15 protein-coding genes are annotated in these 13,173 nt (G+C 66.6%); 9 read left to right on the top strand and 6 right to left on the bottom strand.

From position 1 onward, the window contains the following. Positions 1-18: 18 nt before the first annotated feature. Genes PXH83_RS17400 through PXH83_RS17385 form a run of 4 tightly spaced genes read right to left on the bottom strand, consistent with a single transcriptional unit; the run spans position 19 to position 3,004 of the window. Positions 19-1,344 (bottom strand): NADH-quinone oxidoreductase subunit D, encoded by a 1,326-nt coding sequence (locus PXH83_RS17400; RefSeq protein ID WP_274561332.1) that lies wholly within the window; start codon positions 1,342-1,344, stop codon positions 19-21. Next, on the bottom strand, positions 1,341-2,075 hold the full coding sequence (locus PXH83_RS17395; RefSeq protein ID WP_274561331.1) for an NADH-quinone oxidoreductase subunit C: 735 nt from the start codon (positions 2,073-2,075) through the stop codon (positions 1,341-1,343). The genes PXH83_RS17400 and PXH83_RS17395 overlap by 4 nt, the downstream gene beginning before the upstream one ends. Continuing rightward, positions 2,072-2,626: a NuoB/complex I 20 kDa subunit family protein gene (locus PXH83_RS17390; RefSeq protein WP_214920477.1), complete on the bottom strand. Its 555-nt coding sequence runs from the start codon at positions 2,624-2,626 to the stop codon at positions 2,072-2,074. Before PXH83_RS17390 ends, PXH83_RS17395 begins: the two co-directional genes overlap by 4 nt. A gap of 18 nt (positions 2,627-2,644) precedes the next feature. Next, positions 2,645-3,004, bottom strand: coding sequence for an NADH-quinone oxidoreductase subunit A (locus PXH83_RS17385; RefSeq protein WP_003956195.1), 360 nt, complete (start codon positions 3,002-3,004; stop codon positions 2,645-2,647). A gap of 745 nt (positions 3,005-3,749) precedes the next feature. On the opposite strand from PXH83_RS17385, the gene PXH83_RS17380 reads away from it, so the two are divergent. The 5 genes from PXH83_RS17380 (at position 3,750) to PXH83_RS17360 (ending at position 8,354) form a co-directional block, all read left to right on the top strand. Beyond that, positions 3,750-4,577, top strand: a complete 828-nt coding sequence (locus PXH83_RS17380; RefSeq protein ID WP_274561330.1) for a C40 family peptidase — start codon at positions 3,750-3,752, stop codon at positions 4,575-4,577. Positions 4,578-5,212: 635 nt separating this feature from the next. Continuing rightward, the gene (locus PXH83_RS17375) at positions 5,213-5,668 is read left to right on the top strand and encodes a molybdopterin-binding domain-containing protein (protein WP_274561329.1); all 456 of its coding nucleotides are present in this window, start codon (positions 5,213-5,215) and stop codon (positions 5,666-5,668) included. Positions 5,669-5,746: 78 nt separating this feature from the next. Continuing rightward, positions 5,747-7,030 carry a hypothetical protein gene (locus PXH83_RS17370; protein WP_274561328.1) on the top strand — a complete coding sequence of 428 codons (1,284 nt, stop codon included), beginning with the start codon at positions 5,747-5,749 and terminating at the stop codon, positions 7,028-7,030. Then, the gene (locus PXH83_RS17365; RefSeq protein ID WP_274561327.1) at positions 7,030-7,626 is read left to right on the top strand and encodes a hypothetical protein; all 597 of its coding nucleotides are present in this window, start codon (positions 7,030-7,032) and stop codon (positions 7,624-7,626) included. Before PXH83_RS17370 ends, PXH83_RS17365 begins: the two co-directional genes overlap by 1 nt. Continuing rightward, a complete protein-coding gene (locus tag PXH83_RS17360) occupies positions 7,623-8,354 on the top strand; it encodes an ATP-binding cassette domain-containing protein (protein WP_274561326.1) in 732 nt (243 codons plus the stop codon). The genes PXH83_RS17365 and PXH83_RS17360 overlap by 4 nt, the downstream gene beginning before the upstream one ends. Before the next feature lie 268 nt (positions 8,355-8,622). Here the strand turns inward: PXH83_RS17360 and PXH83_RS17355 are convergent, their stop codons facing one another. Next, positions 8,623-9,369 carry a hypothetical protein gene (locus tag PXH83_RS17355; RefSeq protein ID WP_274561325.1) on the bottom strand — a complete coding sequence of 249 codons (747 nt, stop codon included), beginning with the start codon at positions 9,367-9,369 and terminating at the stop codon, positions 8,623-8,625. Between the two features lie 657 nt (positions 9,370-10,026). Here PXH83_RS17355 and PXH83_RS17350 point away from each other — a divergent pair. The 4 genes from PXH83_RS17350 to PXH83_RS17335 are packed head-to-tail and all read left to right on the top strand — an operon-like array spanning position 10,027 to position 11,791. Then, positions 10,027-10,866 (top strand): helix-turn-helix domain-containing protein, encoded by an 840-nt coding sequence (locus tag PXH83_RS17350; protein WP_274561324.1) that lies wholly within the window; start codon positions 10,027-10,029, stop codon positions 10,864-10,866. Then, positions 10,863-11,081: a DUF397 domain-containing protein gene (locus PXH83_RS17345; RefSeq protein WP_274561323.1), complete on the top strand. Its 219-nt coding sequence runs from the start codon at positions 10,863-10,865 to the stop codon at positions 11,079-11,081. Before PXH83_RS17350 ends, PXH83_RS17345 begins: the two co-directional genes overlap by 4 nt. 33 nt (positions 11,082-11,114) lie before the next feature. Then, a complete protein-coding gene (locus PXH83_RS17340) occupies positions 11,115-11,357 on the top strand; it encodes a hypothetical protein (RefSeq protein ID WP_274561322.1) in 243 nt (80 codons plus the stop codon). Continuing rightward, the gene (locus tag PXH83_RS17335) at positions 11,351-11,791 is read left to right on the top strand and encodes a PIN domain-containing protein (RefSeq protein WP_274561321.1); all 441 of its coding nucleotides are present in this window, start codon (positions 11,351-11,353) and stop codon (positions 11,789-11,791) included. The genes PXH83_RS17340 and PXH83_RS17335 overlap by 7 nt, the downstream gene beginning before the upstream one ends. 42 nt (positions 11,792-11,833) lie before the next feature. Here the strand turns inward: PXH83_RS17335 and PXH83_RS17330 are convergent, their stop codons facing one another. Then, the gene (locus tag PXH83_RS17330; RefSeq protein ID WP_214920484.1) at positions 11,834-13,117 is read right to left on the bottom strand and encodes a geranylgeranyl reductase family protein; all 1,284 of its coding nucleotides are present in this window, start codon (positions 13,115-13,117) and stop codon (positions 11,834-11,836) included. Positions 13,118-13,173: the final 56 nt, after the last annotated feature.

The raw sequence follows: 13,173 nt of genomic DNA, 5'->3' as shown, positions 1-13,173 counted from the left end.
TCGTCCGAGTTACGTCTGTCACCGGTCGACGCCTCCCATCACAGGGTCGATGGACGCGACGGCAACGATGACGTCGGCGAACATGCCGCCCTCGCACATCGCCGCCATGGCCTGCAGGTTGGTGAAGGACGGGTCGCGGAAGTGGACCCGGTAGGGGCGGGTGCCCCCGTCGCTCACGACATGGACGCCGAGCTCGCCCTTGGGCGACTCGACGGCCGTGTACGCCTGGCCGGCCGGGACCCGGAAGCCCTCGGTCACCAGCTTGAAGTGGTGGATCAGGGCCTCCATGGAGGTGCCCATGATCTTCTTGATGTGGTCGAGCGAGTTGCCGAGGCCGTCCGGGCCGAGCGCGAGCTGGGCGGGCCAGGCGATCTTCTTGTCGGCGACCATCACCGGGCCCGGCTCCCTGAGCCGGTCCAGGCACTGCTCGACGATGCGCAGCGACTGCCGCATCTCTTCGAGGCGGATCAGGAAGCGGCCGTAGGCGTCGCAGGTGTCGGCGGTCGGTACGTCGAACTCGTACGTCTCGTAACCGCAGTAGGGGTTGCTCTTGCGCAGGTCGTGCGGCAGCCCGGCCGAGCGCAGGATCGGGCCGGTCGCGCCCAGCGCCATGCAGCCGGTGAGGTCGAGGTAGCCGACGTCCTGCATGCGGCCCTTGAAGATGGGGTTGCCGGTGGCGAGCTTGTCGTACTCCGGCAGGTTCTTCTTCATGGTTTTCACAAGCTCGCGCAGCTGGTCCATCGCCCCCGGTGGCAGGTCCTGGGCGAGGCCGCCGGGGCGGATGTACGCGTGGTTCATGCGCAGGCCGGTGATCAGCTCGAAGGCATCGAGAATGAGTTCACGATCACGGAATCCGTAAATCATGATCGTCGTGGCGCCGAGCTCCATGCCGCCGGTGGCGATGGCCACCAGGTGGGAAGCGAGCCGGTTGAGCTCCATCAGCATGACGCGGGTGATCGTCGCCCGGTCCGGGATCTGCTCCTCGATGCCGAGCAGCTTCTCGACGCCCAGGCAGTACGCCGTCTCGTTGAAGAACGGCATGAGGTAATCCATGCGCGTGACGAAGGTCGTACCCTGCGTCCAGTTCCGGAATTCGATGTTCTTCTCGATGCCGGTGTGCAGGTAGCCGATGCCACAGCGGGCCTCGGTGACCGTCTCGCCGTCGATTTCGAGGATGAGCCGGAGCACGCCGTGCGTGGACGGGTGCTGGGGACCCATGTTGACGACGATGCGCTCGTCGTCGGCCTTGGCCGCGGACTGGACGACCTCGTCCCAGTCGCCGCCGGTGACTGTATATACGGGACCCTCGGTGGTCTCGCGTGCAGATGCAGATGGGGTAGTCACGAGTACGACCTCCGCTGGTCCGGAGCCGGGATCTGGGCGCCCTTGTACTCGACGGGAATGCCGCCGAGGGGGTAGTCCTTGCGCTGCGGGAAGCCCTGCCAGTCGTCCGGCATCATGATCCGGGTGAGGGCGGGGTGCCCGTCGAAGATGAGGCCGAAGAAGTCGTACGTCTCGCGCTCGTGCCAGTCGTTGGTCGGGTAGACCGCGACCAGCGAGGGGACGTGCGGATCGCTGTCCGGGGCGCTCACTTCGAGGCGGATCAGCCGGTTGTGGGTGATCGAGCGCAGGTGGTAGACGGCGTGCAGCTCCCGGCCGTTGTCCCCCAGGTAGTGGACGCCGCTGACGCCCGTGCACAGCTCGAAGCGCAGGGCCGGGTCGTCGCGCAGCGTCTTCGCCACCTGCACCAGGTGTTCGCGCGCGATGTGGAAGGTGAGCTCGCCGCGGTCGACGACGGTCTTCTCGATGGCGTTCGCCGGGAGGAGGTCCTGCTCCTCCAGGGCGCCTTCGAGCTCGTCGGCGACCTCGTCGAACCAGCCCCCGTAGGGCCGGGTCGCGGGCCCCGGCAGGCGTACGGAACGGACGAGACCGCCGTAGCCCGAGGTGTCGCCGCCGTTCCTCGCGCCGAACATGCCCCGCTGGACGCGAATCTCCTCACCGTGTTCACCGCGCTGGCCGGGCAGATTCTGCGCGCTGAGTTCCTTGTCGGGGTTCGGCTCGTTGATCTCGCTCACCGCAGCAGCCCCTTCATCTCAATGGTGGGGAGCGCCTTGAGGGCCGCTTCCTCCGCCTCGCGGGCCGCCTCTTCCTGGTTCACCCCGAGCTTGGAGTTCTGGATCTTGTGATGGAGCTTGAGAATCGCGTCCATCAGCATCTCGGGGCGGGGTGGGCAACCAGGCAAATAGATGTCAACGGGAACAATGTGATCAACACCCTGCACAATTGCGTAATTGTTGAACATTCCGCCTGAAGAGGCGCAAACACCCATGGAGATAACCCACTTGGGGTTCGGCATCTGGTCGTAGACCTGCCGCAGCACCGGCGCCATCTTCTGGCTGACCCGGCCGGCCACGATCATCAGGTCGGCCTGGCGCGGTGAGCCGCGGAAGACCTCCATGCCGAACCGGGCCAGGTCGTAGCGGCCGGCCCCGGTCGTCATCATCTCGATGGCGCAGCAGGCGAGGCCGAAGGTCGCGGGGAAGACGGAGGACTTCCGTACCCAGCCCGCGGCCTGTTCGACGGTGGTCAGCAGAAAGCCGCTGGGCAGCTTCTCTTCGAGTCCCATTGGTGACCCCTCAGCCCCTCAGTCCCATTCCAGGCCGCCGCGCCGCCATACGTACGCGTAGGCAACGAACACGGTGAGCACGAAGAGCAGCATCTCGACGAGCCCGAAAAGCCCCAGGGCGTCGAAAGAGACGGCCCAGGGATAGAGGAAGACGATCTCGATGTCGAAGACGATGAAGAGCATCGCCGTCAGGTAGTACTTGATGGGGAAGCGGCCGCCTCCGGCGGGTGTGGGTGTCGGCTCGATGCCGCACTCGTACGCTTCAAGCTTTGCCCGGTTGTAGCGCTTTGGGCCGATAAGCGTGGCCATGACCACGGAAAAGATCGCAAACCCTGCCCCGAGGGCGCCGAGCACGAGGATGGGCGCGTAGGCATTCACGCTCCTCGCTCCTTCCAGTCGTCCTTGACCGTTGGACCGCACCCCGGGCCTGCACCTCACCCCGCCTCCATGATCTTCGCCACGCGAAGATCATGTATATGTGAGGCAGTTCACAAGCCCGGCTGCCTCGCATCCTATGCCTGCCGGTCTGTGATCTGCGACACGGGGTGCGACAACGCCTTTGTGATCTCCACCACCCGACGAACGATCATTAAGTCGGGTGAGCGGTGATCTTCATACGCGAAGTGCACGAGTGGCTACGAGACGTGACAAGCGAAGGCGTTACCGCTGGTCGCAGGGGGTGCCGCGCTATCAAGCCATGGCACGTACGAGCAAATTGGCAATGGACGGCCGTGAGGTGATAAAGGCACCCGCATTCACCTGCCACTCACCTGCCACTCACCTGCCACTCACCTACCCGGGGGAGGTCCGCGGACGAATGTGGACGCGTGCACGCCTTCACGAGCCCTCATGATCGAGAAGGTTGCCGATCTGTGACCTGCGCCACTCGATTCCGGCTCCGGTAAAAGCGGGCTTGGCCATCGGTGTGAACGGGTGGTAGGCGTCGGGCAATTGGGGCGTATTGCGGAAAGCCCATGATCACAGGCTTGATCACCGATGCCCGTATTGCCCGTTACGGCGTCAATAAAGCCCGGCAGAAGCCCGATTCGGGCCGACGCGGCGCAACTGTGGCGCAGCACACCTTTCTTGAAGGGAACCGCAAACCCCTGATAGCGGTTGTCCCATGTCCCTCACCGCTCACATACCCAGCCACCGGAAGCCCCGCCCTCGCAGCGCATCGAAGGTCGCGCTCCGAGCCGGAGTTGCCGGTGGCGTCCTCAGCACGATCGCGGTGGCCGGTGCTGCCGGGCCGGCGAATGCCGAGCCGGTGACCGCCACGATCGAAATGCCCACGCTCACCGCAGACCTGGCGAACACCGTCGCCGTCTCCGCCGAGGCCACCCAGCAGGTCGCGCACGCCTACGACCTCCAGGCCCAGCAGGACGAGGCCGCCGCCCAGGCCGCGAAGATCGCCAAGAAGGAAAAGGCGGAGGCCGAGCGCAAGGCCGAAGCCAAGAGGAAGGCCGAAGAGGCCGCCAAGAAGAAGGCCGCTGAAGCAGCGGCCGAGAAGGAGCGCGCCTCGCGTGCCGCGGAGCGTACGACGCTCAGCGCCTCCTCCAACGACTCCGGCGTCTCCGTCGGCTCCTCGACGGGCACCGGCAGCGCCGCGACCGTCGTCGCCTTCCTCAAGGCACAGCTCGGCGACGCGTACGTCATGGGCGCCTCCGGCCCCAACGCCTGGGACTGCTCCAGCCTCGTCCAGGCCGCGTACCGGACGGTCGGCGTCGACCTCCCGCGCGTCTCGCAGGACCAGTCGGTGGCCGGTACCCAGGTGGGTACGTCCAACCTCCAGGTCGGCGACATCCTGTACTGGGGCGGCGCCGGTTCCGCGTACCACGTCGGCGTCTACATCGGCGACGGCCAGTACCTCGATGCCGCCAACCCCAGCAAGGGCGTCGTCATCCAGGACCTGTCGGGCTACCCGGCGAGCGGCGCGGTCCGCGTTCTCTGATCTGTCTTTTCTGTCTTTGAGACTGAGGGCCGTCGTTCCGAATGCCGGAACGACGGCCCTCAGTCGTGCGTTGATCCGGTACGTCGGCAATTTTCACCAGTCCCACGCAACTGCGCCTGATGCTTGACATCTCTTGACCCGGGCTCCACATATCCGTCAGGCCACGCAGTCGCTCCAGGAGATCCCCAGTCCGGCCCTCCGCCAGATCGATGGGGCGCCCGTACGGTCACCGTTGACGCGGTCGCTTCCTCCACGACCGCCTCCGTTCGATCATGAACGCCCAGCGGAATAAGGGGAGTTGGCCCAGCACGGGGAGGAAGACCCGAAGCCGGCGTCGCCACCCTCGACATGTCGTCGACGGGACGCGAGCAGCTTCGTGCACTCGGATTCGGCGTCCGAGAGGCACTCGATCGCGCGAAGGGGCAGCTTTCCGGATGAGTCCGGAATGCCGCCCCTTCCGCTTTGCGGGGCAACGAACAGGCCAAGCCCAGGTGAGATTGACCCGAAGAGCACTCGACATTAAATGTTTACTTTGCATTGACTGCAAGATCAACTGTTCGATAGCTTCCACGCCTTGCCTGATGAAGACAGGCCTCGTGGGGGGCCGCATCGGGCGGGAGATTCGGAGTTCCCGCATGTCGGGCAGATCTTCCCAGCGTGTATCCGCCGTGGTCGCGATGGCGTCAGCCTTCGTCCTTGCGTTGTCCTCTGGTGCCTGGGCCAACTGGTCGAGCAGCATCCCCAGCAGTGATCCGTGGACGGACGGTGGCGGGTCTAACGGGCAGTCCCGCTACTGGGCGGACGAGAGCTACACGGAGATCATCTTCAAGGGTTGCGGCCAGCAGTACGGCAGTGACACCACCGGTGTCGAGTTGTGGGACTACGACGCGCTGTCGTCTAACGACTTCTACGGTGAGAAGACCTTCACCAACTGCTTCAACGGCTCGACCTACGCGAGCCGGGGCACGTACACCGGTCTGCCTCAGGAATCGGACTACTTCTTCCAGGCCGACAACGTCGGCGGCGGGAGCAGCTGCTGCCTGCTGTGGGCGTCCTACGTGGGGGTTGACACCACTCTCGCCGACTCCTGATCAGTGTTCTGCAGCGTGGTGTCTCGCTGTCGGCGAGGCACCACGCCCCCTGTTCGGACCGCTCCAGGAAGCCAAGAAGTGAAAGCCCTCACACTCATCAGATCCAGCAGTGCGCTTCGGGTCGCGCCTGTCGCCCTGCTTCTCGTGTTCGCCTACTACGCCACCGATCTCGGTGACGACCTCCGCGTCGATCCGCTGGGCTACTCCGCCACTGTGGTCGACGCGGTGCTGCGCAACCTGCTGCCCGTGGCCTTCGCGGTTGCCTCGGGTCTCGCCGCGTGGGAGGCGCGGAAGCTGGGGGTCTCCGAAATCTGGAGGCTGGGGGCGGTGCGATCCCGCTACACCATCGCCGCACAGCATCTGTCTCCCGTTGTCGCCCTGGCCTGGTTGGTCCTGACCCTTCCCACGCTGTGCGCCCTTGTCCAAGAGCAGGTTGCGCCCGACCTGCCCGGCCTCACGCTGATGGCCTTCGCACTGGTGCTCTGCGTCGCCCACGGCATCGTCGGATTCGCCGTCGGAGCCGCCATTCGGCACATCGCCGTAGTGCCGATCATCGCGGTCACCGACTTCCTGGCCGTCGGCTGGTCCACCGGACTGGAGACACCGTGGCCCCGGCACCTCACCGGCCTCTTCGCCGGAAAGATGATGTTCGGCGAACTGCCCACCCCCGCCGCCCTCGCGGCTCCCCTCCTGCTCGCCGTCGGCACCGCCTGCGCCATGGCTCTGCTCTGGGCACCTGTTTCTCGCTGGCTACGAGGAGCCATCGCGGGAGCGCTCGTCTTCGCCTGCGCGTTCGGATCGTTCTCCTTGGTCAGCAACTGGAGCTACATAGGCCCACGGAGCACCGGTCATGGCACACTCGCCTGTGCAGGGCAGTCCCCCCGCATCTGTCTGCCTGAGGCGAGCGCCGAGCACATCTCCGCTCTCACCGAGGAAGCGGAGGCGACGCTGAAAACCCTGCGTCGCGCCGGTCTGCCTGCCGAGCCAACTTCCATTACAGACACTTCTCTCAGCCTCCGGTATCCCGAACCGACCACGGAGGATGACTGGACTGTCCCACTCGGTGTGGGCGAGGCGACCGGCACCGTTCGCTACCAGATCGCCCGCGAAGCGGTGCGGTTCGAGTGCTTCCCTCCCGCCACCGGTCCCGCCCGACTGGTGTACTACTGGGTGTCCTCCAAAGTCGGACAGGCGGACACCTACTTGATACGGCTCAGCTCCGAACCCGATTTCACGGCCCAGGAACGTAGCCGTCTCCAAGACCAAGTAGGAAAGGTTCTGCAGTTGAGCAGGGCACAACAAATGGACTGGTACGAGACGACCGTGGCGGAGGCCTGCGAGGAAGACCGGAATACAACGTGATGTGGTGGCTGCGTGCCCGCCGCGCCCACACTCGGCTGCCCCTGGGCTTCCTGATGTTCACGCTTCTGGCGGCGATTGTTCAGGACACCCCCCTCTTCCTGCCGTCCATCTGGGCCGGCGGCTCTGAGCTCGTGCAGGCTGTCACACTTGTTCCGCTCGTGCTGACCTCGGTCCTCTTCGACTGTCTGCACACTCGGCTGGACGCTGCCGAGACCACCGGAATCCGACCCGTCAGGTTCTTCGACGTCCTGCTCACACTCGGCGTGGTGGTACTCGCACTTGCCGTGGGCGAGGTGATCGCCATGGCCACCGGGGCCGCATCGGCCGAGACACTGGGCCGCAACACAGCCTTCCTCGCCGGCCTCACCCTGTTGTGCGGGGCTCTCTTCGGGAGATCCGCAGTCCTCGTTCCCGCACTGTGGCCGCTGATCGGCGTACTTTTCGGCATGAGGGCGGCCGGCGATCCCTACCCGTGGACCGTACTCCTCGAACCGCCTGGCACCTGGTACGCCTCCGTGGGAGCCCTCTTGATGCTCACCGTCGGCGTTGGTGCCCACCTCCTTTCACCGAACCGCTTCGCACGGAGAGCCGCATGACCCTTGTTCTCAATTCCTGCACCTTCGCCTACGGCCGACGGCGGGCTGCCGTGCTGAAGGACTTCAACTACCGCCTTCCGGACGGACTGACCATCCTTCTCGGACCGAACGGGGCCGGCAAGTCCACGATGTTGCAGCTGGCCGCTGCCGTCACCGCGCCCCAGCGGGGAACCGTGACGTGGGATGGACTTGACGCGAAGAGCAAGGACTACCGGCGGACGGTGGCCTGGATGCCGCAGAACATCACGCCCCTGCCCTCACTCACGGCACGGGAGTACGTCGCTTATGTGGGCTGGCTGAAGGGAATGAGCAGGGACGATGCCTGGGATAACGCTCCTCGAGCGCTGTCCCGCGTCGAGATGTCGAAGCACGCCGACACCCGCACCAGCCAGCTCTCGGGCGGCCAACTGAGGCGTGTGGGTGTGGCCTGTGCCCTGGTCCACGATGCACGGGTGCTCCTCCTGGATGAACCCACGGCCGGCATGGACCCACGTCAGCGACGGGTTTTCCGCGATCTCCTTGCCGCGGTCAAGGACGAGGTCCGCATCCTGCTGTCCACGCACGACGTGACCGACCTCGCCGAAGAGGCCGATCACGTGTCTGTTCTGGTTGGCGGACGTCTCGTGCAGAGCGGGTCAACCAGCGAGTTCCTCGCCCACACTCCGCCCGGTACGGTGCAAGGCCGGGCTGCCGAAGGGGCTTATACGACCCTACTCGAGTCGGCCTGACCCGTTCGGGCGAGCCCGGTCATAGCTAAGGTCGAGACGCCCTTGGGCGACCACGAGCGTATCGTTGGCGGGCAACTCACCCCTCGGACACTCACCTCCCTCTGATGCGGACCGAGATCATCTCGGCCCGCATCGGTCGTTTCGGGCCCCGCTCGACCACTGAACCCGGATCCACCGGTTTGATGCCTGTGGACAGTTCTTCCGGAAGCGAAGAGGAGCGCCGAGGGCGCCTACACGGCGCTGCTGGAGGCGGTCTGACAACCGGGGGCTAGCGCGGCGGGCGGAACTTGTACGTACGGAGCGTGTCCCGCAGCCGCGCCGCCCTCCCCCGTACGACATCCGCCGGAAGGCCGTCAGCCGGTACGCACGGCTCGCCCCGGCAGATGCGGCACACGCCGCCCGGCAGCGATTCCGGCGTACCGGGGGCATGGCAATCGGTGCACTCCATGACGTACTGCCCCTGGACGGGAGCCGGGAGCTCCGGCGGCAGTCGCTTGATCAGCCGGTTCTGTACGAACCCGAAGGGGTGCCGGACGGGGTCGGGCAGCATCGTGCGGACGGCGCGCACGAGCTGCGTCTCGGTCGCACCCCGCCGAAACCACTCCCCCGCCAGCTCCGCCAGCGCCTCGCACTCCACTGCGGACAGCGCGAGTTGCGGATCCCGGTGGACGAGCCGGGCGAGGGCGTCGTACCCGCGCGCTTCCGGCTCTTGTACGGGCGAGGGGTCGGCCATCCCGGACTGCGGAACGTCCCCGCACAGGAACGCGGCCCACCAGGCGTCGGGCCGGGCGGTGCGGGTGAAGTACGTCCGGTACACCCACCGCGCACCCTCGGCATCCTGCACGTCCCGGCGTACGCGCCGCAGGTGCCCGGCCTCGGAAAGCCGCCGCAGAACGGTGCTGATGGCGCACTGCCCAAAGCCTTCCATCTCCCTGGCCAGCGCCTTGATGGAGATGTCGGCGCCGTCGGGGAGGCGGTCGATGTACCCGGCGATGGCGGCTTCACGCTTGGGCAAGTGTGCGAAGTCCCGCCCACGACGGGGTTCCTGATCGGGCGCAGACCGTTTCCCGAACCCGGGCTTGGCCATCGGGTGGGCAGGCGCGTGCACGGCGGGACTAAGCTGCTGAACAGCCACGGGATCGCCTCGACTTCGATCTTGTTGGTCAGACCCCTGTGTGGTGCTGAGAACACCGCATGGGGGTCGTTTCGTTGTGCCGCACGCTACACGGCAACAGCACTGCGTCGCGACCTGATCACGAGATGTCATCTCCGCTGGTACGCAGCCCAGTTCGCGCGCCACAGGGGTGGGTGGGCGGGAAGGATCCCCACCCACCATTCCTAGCAAAAGGGTCTCGACCCTCGCCCCCCGAAGCTCAAGCGCCGCCCCGGCACCGAGGGCACCGGCACGGCGGATAGGCCATCGACCCGGGCGGCAGCTCGGCCCCCTCCATCGGCTCACCCGTAGCGTCGAGTCTGAGCACGCCATCCGTTCCGTAGTCCTCCATCAACTCCGCGAGCTGCGCCCGTGCTTCGCTCCTGCGAGGTGCGTTCATCGCCGTCCCTTGCGCGTGGTTCAACATGTCGCTTTCCGTGTCCGATCGTTGCGCTGCGTGCATACGATGGACAGGGGGAAGCGGACAACAACGGCGTTGAAACGCATGGGAGTTCAGTGGTGAACAAGCCCAACAAAGGCGTGAGTTTCTCGCAGGGCAAGGTCGGATGGCCGTTCTTCGGCTCCGAACTCAAGCGCCAGCGAGAGGCGGTACCGCTCACACAGCAGCAGCTCGGAGAACGGGTCTACGTCTCGGGGACGTACGTCGGCCAGATCGAGTCCGCGATCCGCAAGCCCCAACTGGACCTCGCCCAGCGCTTCGACGCCGAGCTGGGGACGGACGGGCTCCTTACTCGTATGTGCAAGGAGTTGATCGACAGCAGTCCGCATCCGGCCTACTTCGCGGATGCTGCCGCCTTGGAGGCCGAAGCTCTCACCATCAGCGAGTACGCCCCGACCCTGGTGCCGGGGCTGCTGCAGACCGAGGAGTACGTACGAGCGCTGATGGCTCCCGCTGCGGCGCTCGTCCTCGACCAGGACATGGATGTGTGGGCCCGAGCCCGTGCGGCGCGGGCCGGACTGCTCGACGACCCAACAAAGCCCGTGTTGTGGGCAGTTCTCCACGAAACCGTGCTCCGTGTGCCGGTGGGCGGCCCGGCGGCCATAGCTCGCCAACTCACACACATCGCCGCCCTGGTCCGACGCGGACGCATTCTCGTCCAGGTCCTTCCGTTCACCGCTGGTTCCCATGCCGCGAGCGGCGGCATGTTCGCCGTGATGACGTTCGAGGACGCGCCGCCCGTCGCGTACTCGGAGGGGCAGCACTCGGGACAGCTTCTGGACATCCCCGCGCTGGTAGCCAAGTACCAGCGGTCATACGATCTGATCCGGGCCGCCGCGCTGTCGCCGGAGGCGTCCCTGGCCCTGATCGAGGCGGCGGCGGAGGACTACACACCATGAGCATCGCGCACGACTTGAGCGGCGCCACGTGGCGCAAGTCCAGCTACAGCAACGCCGAAGGCGGCAGCTGCGTCGAGGTGGCCGACGGCCTGCCCGGAGTCACGCCCGTCCGCGACAGCAAGGTTCCCCACGGCCCCGCCCTCGCATTCGACGCAACCGCCTGGTCGTCGTTCGTGACCGCGGTGAAGGGCGACCGGCTGGTCCGTCGCACCTGAGATTTTTCCTACCGGCGGTGTTACGTTTTAGGTATGAGCAGCCACGCAGCCCACCAGGCCCCCGAGCGGGCCGGCAAGAGATCCGTGTCGCTGGCGCAATCGTTGATCAAGGAAGTGGAGGAGCGCACCGGCAAGAACGGCTTCTCCTCCGTTGTGGCCGAAGCCCTGGAGGAGTGGCTCGCCGCGCAGAAGCTCCGCGAGGTCGTGGCCGCTGACCGCAAGGCGTTCGGCCCCGCATCCGCCGAAGCGCGGCGGCAGGCGGAACAGGAGTGGTAAGCAAGCGCCTCAAGATCAAGGCCAAGAGTGAGGGCACGCTCGTCCTGGACGCCCAAGGGCTTTCGCTGCACGTCGACGGTGACGAGGGGATGCGGGCGCGCATCGAGGTCGCTCAGCAGAGCGGCAGACGAGTGGCGCTGTCCGCCCTGACGCCCTTGGAGGTACGCCGAAGCGGGGATGCCGCCAAGCGGCTCCAGTTCCTGCTGTCCCGGTTCGACGTGAAGCCGGTCAGCGACGCAGTGACGGACGCCGCGGCAAAGCTGCTGGACGTCTCGGGCCTTGACGGACACGAATGCCTCGTGGACGCACTAGTGGTGGCCACGGCCGCGCTCTGCACACCCCCAGTACTGCTCGTTACATCCGACAAGTCGCACATCCCGGCGCTGTGCAAGGCTGCCGAGGAGCTTCCCGGCTCGCCGAGGGTGTACGTCTGAGAGCTCAGCAGTCGTACGCCGGGCCGCCGGCCGCCGCCCGGCTCAGGAGTTCGGCGCGACCTTCGCCAAGCCATTGATGATGCGGTCCATCGCGTCGCCGCCCGTCGGGTCCGTCAGGTTGGCCAGCATCTTCAGCGTGAACTTCATCAGCACCGGGTGCGTCAGGCCGCGCTGGGTGGCGATCTTCATGACCTTCGGGTTGCCGATGAGCTTCACGAAGGCGCGGCCCAGCGTGTAGTAGCCGCCGTACGTGTCCTTGAGGATCTTCGGGTAGTTGTGGAGGGCGAGTTCGCGCTGGGCGGGGGTGGCGCGGGCGTTTGCCTGGACGATGACGTCCGCGGCGATCTGGCCCGACTCCATGGCGTACGCGATGCCCTCGCCGTTGAACGGGTTCACCAGGCCGCCCGCGTCACCCACCAGCAGCAGGCCCTTGGTGTAGTGCGGCTGGCGGTTGAAGGCCATCGGGAGCGCCGCGCCGCGGATCGGCATCGTCATGTTCTCCGGGGTGTAACCCCAGTCCTCCGGCATCGACGCGCACCACGCCTTGAGGACCTCGCGCCAGTCCAGCTCCCTGAACGCCTTGGAGGAGTTCAGGATGCCGAGGCCCACGTTGGACGTGCCGTCGCCCATGCCGAAGATCCAGCCGTAGCCCGGCAGGAGGCGGTCCTGCGGGCCCCGCCGGTCCCACAGTTCCAGCCACGACTCCAGGTAGTCGTCGTCGTGGCGGGGTGAGGTGAAGTACGTACGGACCGCGACGCCCATCGGGCGGTCCTCGCGGCGGTGCAGGCCCATCGCGAGGGAGAGGCGGGTCGAGTTGCCGTCGGCCGCGACGACCAGCGGGGCGTGGAAGGTGACCGGGGTCTTCTCCTCGCCCAGCTTGGCGTTGACGCCGGTGATCCGGCCCGTACGGGCGTCGATGATCGGCTCACCCACATTGCAGCGCTCGTGCAGGCGGGCGCCCGCCTTCTGCGCCTGGCGGGCGAGCTGCTCGTCGAAGTCGTCGCGCTTGCGGACGAGGCCGTAGTCGGGGTACGAGGCCAAGTCCGGCCAGTCGAGCTGGAGACGGACGCCGCCGCCGATGATGCGCAGGCCCTTGTTGCGGAGCCAGCCCGCCTCTTCGGAGATGTCGATGCCCATGGAGACCAACTGCTTGGTGGCGCGCGGCGTCAGGCCGTCGCCGCAGACCTTCTCGCGCGGGAACGCGGTCTTTTCGAGGAGCAGGACGTCGAGTCCGGCCTTCGCCAGGTAATACGCGGTGGTGGAGCCGGCGGGTCCGGCCCCGACGACGATCACATCTGCGGTGTGCTCGGAGAGGGGCTCGGTCACGGCGGGATCTCCCGTAAGACTCGGCGTCGCGTGCCGTGGCGGCACAGGTCATGGGC

The sequence above is a fragment of the Streptomyces spiramyceticus genome (assembly GCF_028807635.1).
GTDB lineage: Bacteria > Actinomycetota > Actinomycetes > Streptomycetales > Streptomycetaceae > Streptomyces > Streptomyces spiramyceticus.
The sequence above is the reverse complement of the archived record's forward strand: the minus strand, read 5'-3'. Positions and strand labels throughout refer to the sequence as shown.

Bases quoted from the DNA above. Each gene is read 5' to 3' on its own strand.
- PXH83_RS17390 (WP_214920477.1), bottom strand. From the start codon at position 2,626: ATGGGACTCGAAGAGAAGCTGCCCAGCGGCTTTCTGCTGACCACCGTC.
- PXH83_RS17380 (WP_274561330.1), top strand. From the start codon at position 3,750: ATGTCCCTCACCGCTCACATACCCAGCCACCGGAAGCCCCGCCCTCGC.
- PXH83_RS17375 (WP_274561329.1), top strand. From the start codon at position 5,213: ATGTCGGGCAGATCTTCCCAGCGTGTATCCGCCGTGGTCGCGATGGCG.
- PXH83_RS17365 (WP_274561327.1), top strand. From the start codon at position 7,030: ATGTGGTGGCTGCGTGCCCGCCGCGCCCACACTCGGCTGCCCCTGGGC.
- PXH83_RS17360 (WP_274561326.1), top strand. From the start codon at position 7,623: ATGACCCTTGTTCTCAATTCCTGCACCTTCGCCTACGGCCGACGGCGG.
- PXH83_RS17345 (WP_274561323.1), top strand. From the start codon at position 10,863: ATGAGCATCGCGCACGACTTGAGCGGCGCCACGTGGCGCAAGTCCAGC.
- PXH83_RS17340 (WP_274561322.1), top strand. From the start codon at position 11,115: ATGAGCAGCCACGCAGCCCACCAGGCCCCCGAGCGGGCCGGCAAGAGA.